General features: G+C 70.1%; 14 protein-coding genes and 1 riboswitch. Of the genes, 6 read left to right on the top strand and 8 right to left on the bottom strand.

The annotated features are described in order from the left end of the window. Nucleotides 1-67: 67 nt before the first annotated feature. From ACZ49B_RS01900 to ACZ49B_RS01865, 8 genes are all read right to left on the bottom strand, one after another. The gene (locus ACZ49B_RS01900) at nucleotides 68-1138 is read right to left on the bottom strand and encodes an ABC transporter ATP-binding protein (protein WP_468299861.1); all 1071 of its coding nucleotides are present in this window, start codon (nucleotides 1136-1138) and stop codon (nucleotides 68-70) included. A 5-nt stretch (nucleotides 1139-1143) separates the two neighbouring features. After that, complete coding sequence (locus ACZ49B_RS01895; RefSeq protein WP_468299859.1) at nucleotides 1144-2205, bottom strand: ABC transporter ATP-binding protein; 1062 nt, start codon at nucleotides 2203-2205, stop codon at nucleotides 1144-1146. 53 nt (nucleotides 2206-2258) lie between these two features. Continuing rightward, on the bottom strand, nucleotides 2259-3260 hold the full coding sequence (locus ACZ49B_RS01890) for an ABC transporter permease (RefSeq protein WP_030295105.1): 1002 nt from the start codon (nucleotides 3258-3260) through the stop codon (nucleotides 2259-2261). A 141-nt stretch (nucleotides 3261-3401) separates the two neighbouring features. Next, the gene (locus tag ACZ49B_RS01885) at nucleotides 3402-5168 is read right to left on the bottom strand and encodes an ABC transporter substrate-binding protein (protein ID WP_468299475.1); all 1767 of its coding nucleotides are present in this window, start codon (nucleotides 5166-5168) and stop codon (nucleotides 3402-3404) included. A 41-nt stretch (nucleotides 5169-5209) separates the two neighbouring features. Next, a complete protein-coding gene (locus ACZ49B_RS01880; RefSeq protein ID WP_468299473.1) occupies nucleotides 5210-6202 on the bottom strand; it encodes an ABC transporter permease in 993 nt (330 codons plus the stop codon). Between the two features lie 513 nt (nucleotides 6203-6715). After that, nucleotides 6716-7456 (bottom strand): enhanced serine sensitivity protein SseB C-terminal domain-containing protein, encoded by a 741-nt coding sequence (locus tag ACZ49B_RS01875; RefSeq protein WP_266663507.1) that lies wholly within the window; start codon nucleotides 7454-7456, stop codon nucleotides 6716-6718. 61 nt (nucleotides 7457-7517) lie between these two features. Continuing rightward, nucleotides 7518-8252 carry an enhanced serine sensitivity protein SseB gene (locus ACZ49B_RS01870; protein ID WP_468299471.1) on the bottom strand — a complete coding sequence of 245 codons (735 nt, stop codon included), beginning with the start codon at nucleotides 8250-8252 and terminating at the stop codon, nucleotides 7518-7520. Nucleotides 8253-8324: 72 nt separating this feature from the next. After that, nucleotides 8325-8996, bottom strand: a complete 672-nt coding sequence (locus ACZ49B_RS01865) for an AAA family ATPase (protein WP_468299857.1) — start codon at nucleotides 8994-8996, stop codon at nucleotides 8325-8327. Between the two features lie 195 nt (nucleotides 8997-9191). After that, a riboswitch (glycine riboswitch) is annotated at nucleotides 9192-9296 on the top strand. A gap of 184 nt (nucleotides 9297-9480) precedes the next feature. On the opposite strand from ACZ49B_RS01865, the gene gcvT reads away from it, so the two are divergent. The 6 genes from gcvT (at nucleotide 9481) to ACZ49B_RS01835 (ending at nucleotide 15293) form a co-directional block, all read left to right on the top strand. Continuing rightward, nucleotides 9481-10596, top strand: a complete 1116-nt coding sequence (gcvT, locus tag ACZ49B_RS01860; protein ID WP_468299469.1) for a glycine cleavage system aminomethyltransferase GcvT — start codon at nucleotides 9481-9483, stop codon at nucleotides 10594-10596. A gap of 124 nt (nucleotides 10597-10720) precedes the next feature. Further along, nucleotides 10721-11101, top strand: a complete 381-nt coding sequence (gene gcvH, locus ACZ49B_RS01855; RefSeq protein WP_468299467.1) for a glycine cleavage system protein GcvH — start codon at nucleotides 10721-10723, stop codon at nucleotides 11099-11101. Nucleotides 11102-11116: 15 nt separating this feature from the next. Next, the gene (gene glyA / locus ACZ49B_RS01850) at nucleotides 11117-12373 is read left to right on the top strand and encodes a serine hydroxymethyltransferase (RefSeq protein ID WP_468299465.1); all 1257 of its coding nucleotides are present in this window, start codon (nucleotides 11117-11119) and stop codon (nucleotides 12371-12373) included. Between the two features lie 265 nt (nucleotides 12374-12638). Next, nucleotides 12639-14021, top strand: coding sequence for an L-serine ammonia-lyase (locus tag ACZ49B_RS01845; RefSeq protein WP_468299463.1), 1383 nt, complete (start codon nucleotides 12639-12641; stop codon nucleotides 14019-14021). Nucleotides 14022-14235: 214 nt separating this feature from the next. After that, nucleotides 14236-14676 carry an SsgA family sporulation/cell division regulator gene (locus tag ACZ49B_RS01840; RefSeq protein ID WP_468299461.1) on the top strand — a complete coding sequence of 147 codons (441 nt, stop codon included), beginning with the start codon at nucleotides 14236-14238 and terminating at the stop codon, nucleotides 14674-14676. A 116-nt stretch (nucleotides 14677-14792) separates the two neighbouring features. Then, entirely contained in the window at nucleotides 14793-15293 is a 501-nt protein-coding gene (locus ACZ49B_RS01835; RefSeq protein ID WP_468299459.1) for an AMIN-like domain-containing (lipo)protein, read from the top strand. The last annotated feature ends 141 nt before the right edge of the window (nucleotides 15294-15434 follow it).

Genomic DNA, 15434 nt, shown 5'->3' with positions numbered 1-15434 from the left:
GGACATGCCGAAGTCCCGGGCTCCGACCGCTACGCGGAGCCCGGGACACCGGACGAGGTGGGCCCGGTTACTCCGAGACCGTCACCACCGCATCGGCCGCGCCCGGCAGGGCCGGGTCGCCCGGGGCCTGGTCGGCGGCGTTCTCCGGGTGGTGGCAGGCGACCTGGTGGCCCGTGGCCAGCGCCAGCATCGGCGGCTCCTGCGTCGTGCAGATCTGCGTGGCCTTCCAGCACCGCGTGTGGAAGCGGCAGCCGGAGGGGGGCGAGATCGGCGAGGGCACGTCGCCCTTGAGCAGGATGCGCCCGCTCTTCGCGCCGCGCCGGCGCGGGTCCGGCACCGGCACGGCCGACAGCAGCGCCTTGGTGTACGGGTGCATCGGGTTCTCGTACAGCGACTTGCGGTCGGTCAGCTCAACGATCTTGCCGAGGTACATCACCGCGATGCGGTCCGACACGTGCCGGATGACCGACAGGTCGTGCGCGATGATCACGTACGTCAGGCCGAGCTCCTCCTGGAGGTCGTCCAGCAGGTTGACCACCTGGGCCTGGATCGACACGTCCAGCGCCGAGACCGGCTCGTCCGCGACGACCAGCTTCGGCTTGAGGGCCAGCGCGCGGGCGATGCCGATGCGCTGGCGCTGACCACCCGAGAACTCGTGCGGGTAGCGGTTGTAGTGCTCCGGGTTGAGGCCCACCAGGGACAGCAGGCGCTGCACCTCCGCCTTCAGGCCGCCCTCCGGCTGCACGCCCTGCAGCTTGAAGGGGGCGCTGACGATCGTGCCGACCGTGTGCCGCGGGTTCAGCGAACCGTACGGGTCCTGGAAGATCATCTGCACGTCGCGGCGCATCGGACGCATCGCGGAGACCCCGAGGTGCGTGATGTCGCGCCCCTCGAACTCGACCGTGCCGCCCGTGGGCTCCAGCAGGCGCGTGATCAGGCGGCCCATCGTCGACTTGCCGCAGCCGGACTCGCCGACGACGCCGAGCGTCTCACCGCGCCGGACGTCGAAGTCGATGCCGTCCACGGCCTTGACGGCCCCGACCTGCCGGCGCAGCAGCCCCTTGTTGATGGGGAAGTGCTTGACCAGGCCGGTCACCTTCAGCAGCGGTTCCTCGGAGGCGTCCGCCGTCTTCTTCATGTCGGTCACAGCTTCGGCGCAATCTCTTCGGTCCAGATCCGGGTCCGCTCTTCCTGCGACATGTGGCAGGCGGACCAGTGCCGGCTGTCGTCCTCGGTGAGCTCGGGCCGCTGGGTGCGGGTGATGCCGCCCTTGGGGATGTCGGCGTACGGGCAGCGCGGGTTGAAGGCGCAGCCGCTCGGGATGTTGATGAGGCTGGGCGGCGAACCCTTGACCGGGATCAGGCGCTCGGTCTGCTCGCGGTCGATGCGCGGCATGGAGCCGAGCAGGCCCCAGGTATAGGGGTGGCGGGGTTCGTAGAAGACCTTCTCGGCGGTGCCCCGCTCGACGCACCGGCCGCCGTACATCACGAGGATCTCGTCGGCCATCTCGGCGACCACGCCGAGGTCGTGCGTGATCATGATGACCGCGGAGCCGAACTCCTTCTGCAGGTCGCGGATCAGGTCGAGGATCTGCGCCTGGACGGTGACGTCCAGGGCGGTGGTCGGCTCGTCCGCGATGAGCAGTTCGGGGTTGTTGACCAGCGCCATCGCGATCATCGCGCGCTGGCGCATACCGCCGGAGAACTCGTGCGGGTACGCGTCCACGCGCCGGTGGGGCTCCGGGATGCCGACCCGGTCGAGCATCTCGACCGCGCGGGTGCGGGCGGTCTTCTTGTCGACGTTCTGGTGGGTCCGGTACGCCTCGATGATCTGCTTGCCGACCGAGTAGTACGGGTGCATCGCGGACAGCGGGTCCTGGAAGACCATCGCCATCTTGCGGCCGCGCAGCTTGCGCACGTGGTCCGCATCGGCGCGTACGAGGTCCTCGCCGTCGAGCACGACCTGGCCCGAGATGTCCGGGCGGCTGCGGGCGTTGCCGGTGCGGTGCAGGCCCATGATGGCCAGCGAGGTCACCGACTTGCCGGAGCCGGACTCGCCGACGATGCCGAGCGTCTTGCCGCGCTCGAGGTCGAAGGAGAGCCCGTCGACGGACTTGACCAGGCCGTCGTCGGTCGGGAAGTGCACCTTGAGGTCGCGTACGGAGAGGAACGCGCCGTCCTTGGGGGGCCCGGCCTGCTCGGGGATGAACGCGGGCCCGCCGGAGGTGCTCTCGCCGGAGGCGGTGGTGGGGTTCTCGGTCACGTCAGCCTCACGCGCGGGTCGATGACGGCGTACAGCAGGTCCACGATCAGGTTGGCCATCACCACGAAGAGCGCGGCGAGCAGGGTGACGCCCATGATCACGGGCAGGTCGCCCTGGCCGATGGCGGCCACGGCCGCCGTCCCCAGACCCTGGAAGTTGAAGGTCGTCTCGGTGAGCACCGCGCCGCCGAGGAGTCCGCCGAGGTCCAGGCCGAACATCGTGACGATCGGGGTGAGGGTGGAGCGCAGGGCGTGCTTGCGGATGACCACGCCCTCCTTGAGCCCCTTGGCGCGGGCGGTGCGGATGTAGTCCTCGCCGAGGACCTCGAGCATCGTGGCGCGGGTGATGCGGGCGTAGGTGGCGGCGAAGAGGAAGGCCAGGGTGATCCAGGGCAGGATCAGGGAGTTGAGCCAGGCCACCGGATCCTCGGTGAACGGTTTGTAGTTGGACACGTCCAGCCAGCCGAGGCTGTAGACGAAGATCGCGGGAGCCACCATGCCGGTGAAGAAGATCGGCAGGGAGACGCCGGCGAGGGCGCCGACCATCACGGTGCGGTCGATGGCCGTCCGGCGTTTGAGCGCCGAGATGACACCGGTCGCCACACCGGCGATCACCCAGATGACCGCCGCGCCGAGGGCGAGCGAGAGGGTGACCGGCATGCGGTCGACCATGGTCTCCCAGACGGGAGCCTCGGTCTTGAAGGAGTAGCCGAAGCACGGGGCGGCGCAGTGGGTGACATCCGTGCCGCCGTCGTAGTCACGGCCGGCGAAGATGCCCTTGACGAAGGTCAGGTACTGCTCGGAGATGGGCTTGTCGAAGCCCATCTTCACGCGGATGCCCGCCAGGGCGGTCTCGTTGGTCTCGCGGCCGGCGTACATCAGGGCCGGATCGCTGCCTGTGAGCTTGGGGACCGCGAAGAAGATGCCGAAGGTGACCACGGAGACCACCAGCAGCGTGGCGACGACGTTGAACAGCCGCCGTATGAGGTAGACGAGCACTGCAGTCGGCCGCCCGGGGCGGGCGGCTGCCGTCCCTCGTGGGAACGACAGCCGCCGCCTGCGGCCTTCACCTGCCCTTCGGACTAGCGCATGTGCGGTGAAGGCACTTGCCTGTTGTTACGTGACGACTCGACGACTCGACTACTTGGCGGCGATGCCGACGGTGGCCAGGTCGATCTTGCCCATGGAGTCGTTGAAGTAGACGTTCGTCAGACGCGGGTTGTGGTAGACGAAGGCCTTGTCGAAGTTGATGGGAAGGTAGAGCGCCTTCTCCATGACCTTCTTGTTGATGTCCGTGTAGAACGGAGCGGCGGCTTCCGGAGTCGCGGCGGCCGCAGCCGTCTTGAAGAGCTCGTTGATCTCCGGGTCGTTGATCATCGTGTAGTTGTTGTTGGCGTTCGGCTGGATGAACTTGCCGTCGACCAGCGGCTGCAGGAAGCCCGAGCCGGAGTTGTAGTCGGCGCCCCAGCCCATCACGATGATGCCGTAGTTCTTCTTCTTCACGTTCTCGGGCGAACCGATCGTGGAGGAGGAGAGCTTGCCGTCGTACTGGTCGATGGTGACCTTGATGCCGACCTTGGCGAGCGACGCCTGCAGGGACTCGGCGGTCTTCACCTCGGGAGCGCGGTTGTTGCGCACCGCGATGGTGGTCTCGAACCCGTCCGGCTTGCCACAGGCCTTGAGGGCCTCCTTGGCCTTGGCCTCCTGCGGCTCGCCCTTGGTCAGGTTGTACGGGTCGTAGCTCTTGTCGGAGCCGGGGATGCCGGGCGGCAGCATGTTCGCGCCGAGGTCACCGCTGGTCGGGCCGCCGCGGGCGGTCTGCAGGGACTTCGGGTCGGCCGCGTAGATGACGGCCTTGCGGCACTCGATGTTGTCGAACGGCGCGACCGTGGTCGGGAAGGCGAAGTAGCGGATGTAGCCCGTGAACGGGTTGTCCGCGTTCTTCTTCAGGTTCTCGTCCTTGAGGACCTTGTTCTTGCCGGCCTGCTGCATGCCCGTGCCGTCGATGGCGAGGTCGATGTCGCCCGACAGCAGACGCGCGTCCATGTCGTCCGGGTTGGTGGTCACCGTGAACGAGACCTTGTCCGGCAGACCCTTGCGGATCGTGTCGGTCTTCGGGTCCCAGTTCTCGTTGCGGACGAAGGTCGCGCCCTTGCTCGCGGTGAAGCTCTCGACCTTGTACGGGCCGGTGGAGACCGGCTTGTTGGTGTACGTGGCGCCCGTGTCCTTGGCCGCCGGGACCGGCGAGGAGGACGGCATGGCCAGCAGGTAGCTGAAGTCGGAGTTGGCGCTCGCCAGGTTGAAGACGATCGTCTTGTCGTCCGGCGTCTCGACGGACTTCAGACCCATCTTGTTGGGGTCGGTGTCCTTGTACGGGCCGGGGTACTTCTGGCCCTGGTCGAGCAGGTCGATCAGGTACGTGGGACCGCCGGACAGCACGTCCTGCGCGAAGACGCGCTCGATGCCGTACTTGAAGTCCTTCGAGGTGATCGGCGTACCGTCCTCGAACTTCACGCCGTCCTTGATCTTGAGGGTGTACGTCTTGCCCTCGTTGCTCAGGACCGGCAGGGCCTCGGCGAGGTCCGGGACGATCTTGCTGCCGTCCTTGCCCGGCTTGCTGTCGTACGCGAGCAGCTGGCGCACGTAGAGGCGCTGGATGTCCCACACGAAGCCGTAGTAGGCACGCGCCGGGTCGAGGTAGTCGACGTCCTGCGGCGACCAGAGCTTGAGCTCGCCGCCCTTGGCGTCCGAGGGGTTCACCATGGCGGTGGTCGCGGCGTTGAAGGCAGCGCCAGCGCCGCCCTTGCCCTCGGTCTTCTTGTCGCCGTCACTGCCACCGCACGCGGCGGTCAGGGACAGGGCGGCGATCACGGCGGTGATCGCGAATGCCTGCTTTCTGCGGATCACGTTGGTCCAACCTCCATAGGTGGGTGAATCGATGAAGCGGTTCAGCTGCCCTTGGGGTCGAGTGCGTCACGCAGCCCGTCCCCGAAGAGGTTGAACGCCAGGACGGTGATGAAGATCGTGATACCCGGGACCACCATGTACGCGGGGTCGTCCTGGTAGATGGGGATGGCGTCGGAGAGCATCTTTCCCCAGGAGGCGGTGGGCGGCTTGACGCCGGCACCGAGGAAGCTGAGGGCCGCCTCCGTCAGGATGTTGGTCGGGATGAGCAGCGTCGAGTAGACGAGGATCGGCGCGACCAGGTTGGGCAGCAGCTCCTTGATCAGGATGTAGCCGCGGCCGGCCCCGAGGCTGCGGGCGGCCTCGACGTACTCGCGCTCCCGCAGGGAGATCGTCTGGCCCCGGACGATACGGCCGATGTACGGCCAGCCGAAGAAGCCGATGACGACGATCAGTACGCCCATCCGGACGCCCGAACCCTCGAACCCCCAGAGGGAGTTGGGGACGACGGAGACCAGGGCGATGGTGAACAGCAGCTGCGGGAAGGCCAGCAGCAGGTCCATCAGGCGGCTGATGAGGCCGTCGACCCAGCCGCCGAGGAACCCGGCGAGCGCGCCGAGCAGGCTGCCTATGGTGACCGACACGAAGGCCGACAGGAACGCGACGACCAGGGAGATGCGGGCGCCGTAGACGATCCGGCTGAACACGTCGCGGCCGTTGGTGGGTTCGACGCCGAGCAGGAAGTCGGAGCTCATCCCGCCGAAGGATCCGAGCGGTGTGCCCAGGTCCGGGTCGATCAAGTCCTCGTGGAACTCGTTGGGCGGGTGGCCCAGCAGGCTCACGATCTGCGGTGCGAAGACCGCCACCAGGATCAGGAAGATCACGACCACGCCGCCGGTCAGCGCGACCTTGTCGCGCTTGAGCCGCATCCAGGCGATGCGGCCGGGCGAGCGGCCTTCGATGGCCTTGGCAGGGACGTCGGCTACGGACACGGGTGCGGGTGATTCCGCGCTCGTGTCATGCAGTGGTGCCGTCATCGTGGTGGGGACCCCTCTCGGCCGACGGGTTGCCGGCCCATGCCCGCCGCTGTGGCGGCGTTGGTGCGGAGTGGCGCTCGGAGTGCGTGGTGACACGCAGGACGCGTGCTGAGGTGCAAGAACTGCAGGAAGTGCCGTGCAAAGCCACAAGCAAAATTCACGTACGGAACCGGGCTTTGAAGGACTGACCGGCTCTTGGGTGGGGAGTCTTCATCGGCGCTGCGATCAGCCGCCAGACCCGCAGATGAATGGATGCGCAACCGTGATGTGAGGGTCGAGTTCCCGTTATCCGGACTTCGCTCTCGCCTGAGCGGATCAAGACCGTCCGTTCGGTACCCAATCGGACATGGCGCCCAACTCACGGTAGGAGCATGTCTTTTGGCTCCACAACAGGGGTGAAATCCGGACAAGCCGAAGGCCGCAGGGAACGGTGGTTCCCTGCGGCCTTCGAACGGTTCGATACGACTGTCTCAATGACCGGGCAGACCCGGACGAGGGGGATCCGCCCCCGGGTCAGTACGCGGGGGCCTGGCCCTCGCGGTCGTAGAAGGGCCGGCTCTGGGCCCGCAGCCACATCGCGACGGGATCGTGCTCGTCCGCCAGCGCCACCGTGCACACCGGCACGCCCTCGGGGACCGCGCCGACCGACTGGCGCATCATCTCCCGTACGGATTCCAGCGCGGGCGCGGAGGCGTCGTACAGGTCGAGCCCGACCGCGAGGTACGGCGAGCCCAGCGACGGCTGCACCCAGGCGCGGCGCAGCGAGCGGACGGCGGGGGTGCGGTGCGCGTGCTGGGTCAGCAGCCCGTAGAACTGCGGGAGCTCCAGGGCCGGCTCGGACAGCCGCAGCGGGCCGGCCGGCATCCGGTCGAGACCGGTGGCGATCCGGCGCAGGTCGGCCCAGGGGATGCCGAGGCCGCCGCCCTGGGCGTGCGGGTTGAGCCACAGGCCCCAGCGGTCCGGGTAGAGGGCGCGGGCGATGTCCCGGCCGGTGACCACCTCGTAGCCCCGGTTCCAGCCGCTGGCGGCCAGCTCCTGGGGGGAGGTCACGCACGGCGCGTACCCGAGGCCCTCGACCTCCATGCCGCCGTACTGGGCGTCCGGGGAGCCCGGCTGCCCCTGCCAGAGCAGCATCCACAGGCGGCCCTCGGCGAGGGCGTGCAGAAGCGACTCATAGCTCTCGTAGCGCCCGGGAGTCACCTGGCGCATCATGTGCTCGAGCTGCCCGGCCGCGGCCGTGCCTGACGCACTCACCCGGTACTCCTTCTTCGTCTGCCCGTCGTCCCACCCGTATCCGCACCCAGCTTAAGCGGCCCTATGGCAGGTAGAAGGGGCGTACGCGCGTAACGATGAAGTCGACCACCGGGTCCTGCACGGCGTCCAGGAGGATCAACTGCACGGGCCAGGGCGGCGGTACCCGGGTCAGGGCCCGGCCGAGGGCGTCCATCGGGGCGTTCCGCATGTCGGGCTCCCATCCCAGCAGCCGGACACCGATGTAGAGCTCCGGCTCCCCGCCCTCGACGCTGGCGAGGCAGCGGTGGGCGGCGGCGACCACGCCGGTGGCGCGGAACTCCTCGGCGGCGGCGGTCAGGAAGTCCACCGGGTCTTCCTGCCAGTCGGGCTCGTAGAGCCGGACGCGGCCGCCGGTGGCGGGGCCGTCGAGGGGGCTGCGGCCGATGCGGCAGAGCTCCGCGACGGCGGGCGGGGGCAGCGGGACGCCGACGGCCCCCTCGGGGTTCACGGCGATGCCGAGCTGCGGGGGCAGACCGCGGGCGAACTCGACGGCCGGGGCGACGGCGAAGTCCATGGCGGGTCCGGCGCAGGCGCGGAACTGGGCCTCGGAGCTGTAGACGGGGACGTACGCCGCCCCGGCGATCTCCATGGTGGGCAGCGTGAGGCCGGCCCCGTCCGGGCCGCCGCCGCCGGGCAGGGGCACCCAGAGCAGGCTCCGCCCGAGCACCTCGACGATCCGGGCCCCGGCGTCCGCCTGCCCGAGCGCCGCCCCGAGCACCTGTTCCAGCTCGTTGTCCGGCCAGCCGCCGCCCTGCATGTACGCCTCCGCTGATTCGCCCCACGCTGTCGGCCCGAGGTTAACGGCTCGGGCCCCGCCCCCTTCCGGGGGCTACGCCGACTCCCGCCGGAACGCTATGCGGGTCACGGACGCGGCCGAGCCGCGGTCCAGGAGGACCGCCGACGTGCAGCCCGCGGGGAGGCGGCCCGATTCCGCTTCGCGCAGCAGCCGGGCCACCGCGCCGCGATGGCGGGCGAAGGCGTACGCCGACACCCCGCGCCCCCGCGCCGCCTGCCCGGACAGGGCCTCCTCGGGGGTGGTGTCCAGCAGCAGCAGGTGCAGCCCCCGGCCCCGCCGCCGGGCGGCCGCGGCCAGCAGGCTCCGCACCCAGCTCTGCGTCCCGCAGTCGTGGACCACCGCCGAGGCCCCGGAGCGCAGCGTCCGCCACAGGCCCCAGTAGTGCGCGCAGCGGACCAGCGGCCGGTACACCGCGTACGGCAGCGCCCGCGGCATCCGCCGCTCCCAGCGCTCGCGCACGTCCTGGGAGTCGATGCCGCCGCCCTCCGCGGCCCGCTTGATCAGCGTGCTCTTGCCGCCGCCCGGCAGGCCGGACACCACGACGATGTCGCCTTCGGCGAAGCCGAGCCACTGCGGTCCCTGCGGCCCCCGGCCGCGCAGGTCCCGTACGGGACCGCCGACGGAGCACGCCCGCCGCGCCGCCGGCACTCCCTCCACGGCTCCCGTCCCGGTCGCCGCCAGCACTCCGAATCTCCGCACAGTGATCGCCTCCCCCCATCGGGCCCGCCGGGCCCCTCATGCCCACTGAGTGTAAAGAGACGGTAATCCGGCACCGCCCGGTTCCGGCCCGCGCTTCCCGGCCGCCTCACCGGTCCGTACGTTCTTTCGGGCCCGACCGTCCGATCGCCCGGACGGCGTGCAATGATGTGCGCCATCTGGACCAACTGCATACCGGCCGCTTGAATCCGCGCGGGAGAGTCCCGGCAGGCCGTTGAGGCCGCGCCCGGGCGCCGAAGGAGCAAGTTCCTCCCTTGAATCTCTCAGGCCCCGTACCGCGTGGATGAGGCAGATCTGAAAAGCGAGCCGCGCCGCCGTCCCTCACGACGGCATCCGCGTGCGCTCCACCCAAGGTGCAAGTCGACGTTCCCCGGGTCCGACCGGGAACTCTCGGCGAACCTCTCAGGTTCCGATGACAGATGGGGAGGATCGTCCTCGTCATGTCATGCCCTGGGACCCGGGAGCCACACCCATGAGCACTGCCCCCCGCCTGACCGCCCTCGATGCGCTGCACCGATCGCTCGGTGCCACCATGACCGATTTCGCGGGCTGGGACATGCCCCTGCGGTACGCCAGTGAGCGCGACGAGCACAACGCCGTCCGCACCAGGGCCGGCCTGTTCGACCTGTCCCACATGGGCGAGATCACGCTGACCGGCCCGGAGGCCGTCAAGGCCCTGGACTACGCGCTGGTCGGCAACATCTCCACCGTCGGCGTCGGCCGCGCCCGCTACACGCACATCTGCCAGGAGGACGGCGGGATCGTCGACGACCTGATCGTCTACCGCCTGGGCGAGACCGAGTACATGGTCGTCGCGAACGCCTCCAACGCCCAGGTCGTCCTGGACGCCCTGACCGAGCGCGCCGCCGGCTTCGACACCGAGGTCCGCGACGACCGCGACGCGTACGCGCTGATCGCCGTCCAGGGCCCGGAGTCCCCCGGCATCCTCGGCTCCCTCACCGACGCCGACCTGGACGGCCTGAAGTACTACGCCGGCCTGCCGGGCACGGTCGCGGGCGTGCCCGCGCTGATCGCACGTACGGGCTACACGGGCGAGGACGGCTTCGAGCTGTTCGTCGCCCCCGAGCACGCCGTGGAGCTGTGGCAGGCGCTGACCAAGGCGGGCGAGGGCGTCGGCCTGGTCCCGGCCGGCCTGTCCTGCCGCGACACCCTGCGCCTGGAGGCGGGCATGCCGCTGTACGGGCACGAGCTGACCACCTCCCTCACCCCCTTCGACGCGGGGCTGGGCCGGGTCGTGAAGTTCGAGAAGGAGGGCGAGTTCGTGGGCCGCGCCGCCCTGGAGGCCGCCGCCGAGCGGGCCGCCACGAACCCGCCGCGCAAGCTGGTCGGCCTGATCGCCGAGGGCCGCCGCGTCCCGCGCGCCGGCTTCCCCGTCGTGGCCGACGGGCAGGTCGTCGGCGAGGTCACCTCGGGCGCCCCGTCCCCGACGCTGGGCAAGCCGATCGCGATGGCGTACGTGGACGCGGCGCACGCCGCGCCCGGCACCTCCGGCGTCGGCGTGGACATTCGCGGTACGCATGAGCCGTACGAGGTCGTGGCCCTGCCGTTCTACAAGCGGCAGAAGTAACACCCGTACCCCCTACCGGCTCCCTACGGACGCCGTACGCGCGTCGCACGGGCGCCGTACCGGCCGTCTCAGTCCGCAAGACCACTGTTCGTATCCACTCCCCCGCATCCAGGAGAATCAGGTCATGAGCAACCCCCAGCAGCTGCGTTACAGCAAGGAGCACGAGTGGCTGTCGACCGCCGAGGACGGCGTCGCGACGGTCGGCATCACGGAGTTCGCGGCCAACGCGCTCGGTGACGTCGTCTACGCCCAGCTCCCCGAGGTCGGCGAGACGGTGACCGCGGGCGAGACCTGCGGTGAGCTGGAGTCGACCAAGTCCGTCAGCGACCTCTACTCCCCCGTCACCGGTGAGGTCGTCGAGGCCAACCAGGACGTCGTGGACGACCCGGCGCTCGTGAACACCGCCCCGTTCGAGGGCGGCTGGCTGTTCAAGGTGCGCATCGCGGAGGAGCCGGCCGACCTGCTCTCCGCCGAGGAGTACGCCAAGCTCACCGCCGGTAACTGACCACAGGGGATCCTGATGTCTGTTCTGAACACCCCCCTCCACGAGCTCGACCCGGACGTCGCCGCCGCCGTCGACGCCGAGCTCGCCCGCCAGCAGTCCACCCTGGAAATGATCGCGTCGGAGAACTTCGCTCCGGTCGCCGTCATGGAGGCCCAGGGTTCGGTCCTGACCAACAAGTACGCCGAGGGCTACCCCGGCCGCCGTTACTACGGCGGCTGCGAGCACGTCGACGTGGTCGAGCAGATCGCGATCGACCGCATCAAGGCGCTGTTCGGCGCCGAGGCCGCGAACGTCCAGCCGCACTCGGGTGCGCAGGCGAACGCCGCCGCGATGTTCGCGCTGCTGAAGCCGGGCGACACGATCATGGGTCTGAACCTGGCCCACGGCGGTCACCTGACCCACGGCATGAAGATCAACTTCTCCGGCAAGCTCTACAACGTGGTCCCGTACCACGTCGACGAGACCGGCGAGGTCGACATGGCCGAGGTCGAGCGCCTCGCCAAGGAGTCCAAGCCGCAGCTGATCGTCGCCGGCTGGTCCGCCTACCCCCGCCAGCTGGACTTCGCCGCCTTCCGCCGCATCGCGGACGAGGTCGGCGCGTACCTGATGGTCGACATGGCGCACTTCGCCGGCCTGGTGGCCGCGGGCCTGCACCCGAACCCGGTGCCGCACGCCCACGTCGTCACCACCACCACGCACAAGACCCTCGGCGGTCCGCGCGGCGGTGTCATCCTGTCGACGCAGGAGCTGGCCAAGAAGATCAACTCCGCGGTCTTCCCGGGTCAGCAGGGCGGCCCGCTGGAGCACGTGATCGCGGCCAAGGCGGTCTCCTTCAAGGTGGCGGCCTCGCCCGAGTTCAAGGAGCGCCAGGAGCGCACCCTCGAGGGCGCGAAGATCCTCGCCGAGCGCCTGGTCCAGGAGGACGTCAAGGCCGTGGGCGTGGACGTCCTCACCGGCGGCACCGACGTGCACCTGGTCCTGGTCGACCTGCGCAACTCCGAGCTGGACGGGCAGCAGGCCGAGGACCGCCTCCACGAGGTCGGCATCACGGTCAACCGCAACGCCATCCCGAACGACCCGCGGCCGCCGATGGTCACCTCGGGTCTGCGGATCGGTACGCCGGCCCTCGCCACCCGCGGTTTCGACGCCGAGGCCTTCACCGAGGTCGCCGAGATCATCGCGCAGGCGCTGAAGCCGGCGTACGACAGCGAGGCCCTCAAGGCGCGCGTCTCCGCGCTCGCGGCGAAGTTCCCGCTGTACCCGACGCTCTAGGCATCGGCTCGGGGCCCGGCCTTGTTCCGCACAGGGCCGGGCCCCTTGTACGTCGAGACCGCGAAAGCCGCCGTACAGGCCGCCGTAACCGACCCCCCTCACGAACTGACGTACGCTGATTAACCGGGCAAGGGCGCCCACGAGGTGCCCTTTGCCTACAACCCCTGCAAAGTCCGCCCCTCCGTCGGCCGCCCTCGCTACCCTGCGAGAGCGACTGGACGGTCCGCTCCCCACCACCATGGGGATGATCCGGGAGTCCGCCAACGTGGCCATCTCCGTTTTCGATCTCTTCTCGATCGGCATCGGTCCGTCCAGCTCGCACACGGTCGGTCCGATGCGGGCCGCCCGCATGTTCGTGGCGCGGCTGAAGAAGGACGGCGTACTCGCCGAGACCGCCTCGGTGCGTGCCGAGCTGTTCGGCTCGCTCGGCGCGACCGGCCACGGCCACGGCACGCCCAAGGCGGTGCTCCTGGGCCTGGAGGGCCACTCCCCCCGTTCGGTGAACGTGGAGACGGCCGACGACGAGGTGGAGCGCATCCGCCGGAGCGGCCGCCTGCGCCTTCTCGGCACCGAGATCGGGAGCGCGCACGAGATCGCGTTCGACGAGCCGAGCCAGCTGATCCTGCACCGCCGCCGGTCCCTGCCGTACCACGCGAACGGCATGACGCTCTTCGCGTACGACGCCGCGGGCACCCCGCTGCTGGAGAAGACGTACTACTCGGTCGGCGGCGGCTTCGTGGTGGACGAGGACGCGGTCGGCGAGGACCGGATCAAGCTCGACGACACCGAGCTGAAGTACCCCTTCCGCAGCGGCGACGAGATGCTGCGCATGGCCCGGGAGAGCGGGCTGTCGATCTCCGCGATGATGCTGGAGAACGAGAAGGCCTGGCGCACGGAGGAGGAGATCCGCGAGGGTCTCCTCGAGATCTGGCGCGTCATGCAGGCGTGCGTCTCGCGCGGCATGTCGCGCGAGGGCATCCTGCCGGGCGGCCTGAAGGTCCGGCGCCGGGCGGCGACCACCGCCCGCAAGCTCCGCTCCGAGGGCGACCCGCTGGCGCTGTCGATGGAGTGGATCACCCTCTACGCGATGGCCGTGAACGAGGAGAACGCCGCGGGCGGCCGGGTGGTCACCGCTCCGACGAACGGCGCCGCGGGCATCATCCCGGCGGTCCTGCACTACTACGTGAACTTCGTGCCCGGCGCCGACGAGGAGGGCGTGGTCCGCTTCCTCCTGGCGGCCGGTGCGATAGGCCTGCTCTTCAAGGAGAACGCCTCGATCTCCGGCGCCGAGGTCGGCTGCCAGGGCGAGGTCGGCTCGGCCTGCTCGATGGCGGCCGGCGCCCTCGCCGAGGTCCTGGGCTGCACCCCGGAGCAGGTCGAGAACGCGGCCGAGATCGGCATGGAGCACAACCTGGGCCTGACCTGCGACCCGGTCGGCGGCCTCGTCCAGATCCCGTGCATCGAGCGCAACGGCATGGCGGCGGTCAAGGCGGTCACGGCGGCGAAGATGGCGATGCGCGGCGACGGCACCCACAAGGTCTCCCTCGACAAGGTCATCAAGACCATGAAGGAGACCGGCGCCGACATGAAGGTCAAGTACAAGGAAACCGCCCGCGGCGGACTGGCGGTCAACGTCATCGAGTGCTGATCCGGCACGCATGACGAGTGAGGGGCCCGGCGCGATGCGCCGGGCCCCTCCGCGTCGGCCCCCACCACAGGAGGGGCCGGTGCGGGCGTCTCGTCCAACGACGCTCCGCGTTCCTGTGACAAGACGGGCCCAGCGACCCTCCGGGTCGGGACCTTCGGCCCGCGGGGGCGGCCGGGAGGTGGGCTAGCTTGCCCGAGAGGGCGGATTCCCCCCGGTGAGCCGACAGAGAGGTGGAGCGCATGGACGGCACGGACGGTATCGAGCACCACGTCCTCCCGCTCCGGCTGGAGGCCTCGCCCGCGCCCCTGCCGCTGCTCGGGGCCTTCACGTACCGCTGCGACCGCCCTACGAGCTGGCCCTCGACTTCCGGGGCGCCGGGATGCACGTGGCGCGCTGGGTGTTCTCCCGGGACCTGCTGCTCGACGGGGAGACCTGCGCGACGGGCGAGGGGGACGTCCAAGTGTGGCCGCTCTGGCAGGGCAGGGAGCCGCGGGTGTTCCTCGCCTTCACGAACGGCGAGCGGAGCTGCGTGGTGTCCGCCCGGGCGAAGGACGTGCGCACGCTGTGCCGGCGGCTGGTCGCGCTGGTGCCGCGGGGCGAGGAGCAGCGGTACTACGACCTCGACGCCCAGCTGAGCACCCTTCTGCCCGGGTAACCACGCATCCGTCCCATTACTTTGGTTTTCAGGTGGTTCGGGTGCAACCATGAGCCTGCCGGGAGTGTCCTCAGCAGTGACACCGGTCCCCGCCTCTGAAGAATCAGGGGGACGTCATGAACCACCTCCGCCGCCGGCAGCTCGTGGCCGTTGCCACAGGTGCGCTGCTCACCGCCGGGATCACCCTCGCCGCGCCGGCCTCGGCCGTCGTCCGGCCCACGCCGCTCGTCGTGAACGCCCGCTGGGGCGGGCACTGCACGTACGACCGCATCGTCATCGACCTGCGGGGGCACGTCCCCGGGGTCACCGTCACCCGCGTGCCGAAGCTGGTCCAGGACGGATCCGGTAAGCCCGTCCCGCTGGCGGGGAAGTACTTCCTGCAGATCCGCCTGCATCCCGCCGACGCGCACGACCGCGCGGGCGACAGCACGTACCACGGGCCGAAGCTCGTCAAGATCTACCTGCCCCAGCTCAAGGGCCTCGCGATGACCGGCGACTTCGAGGGGTACGTCACCTTCGGCGCCGCCTTCCACAGCAAGCCCTCCTTCACCTCCTTCGAGCTGCACGGGCCCGAGCGGTTCGTGCTGGACGTCGCGCACCGCAACGTGTGCCGGTGAAGGCGGGGGGTGGGGGGGGGGGCGGGGGGGCCCGCCCACCCCCCCCCCCGGAGCCAGTCACCGGGGGGAGCCTCATCCGGGCCGGACCGCCGTCGGCGAACCCGTCCTCCGTGCACACGTTCCAGCCCGGGGGCGGCCTTA

This window comes from Streptomyces sp. NPDC031132 (assembly GCF_055570595.1).
Note: the sequence above shows the minus strand (reverse complement) of the source record. Positions and strands in the feature narration are given on the sequence as shown.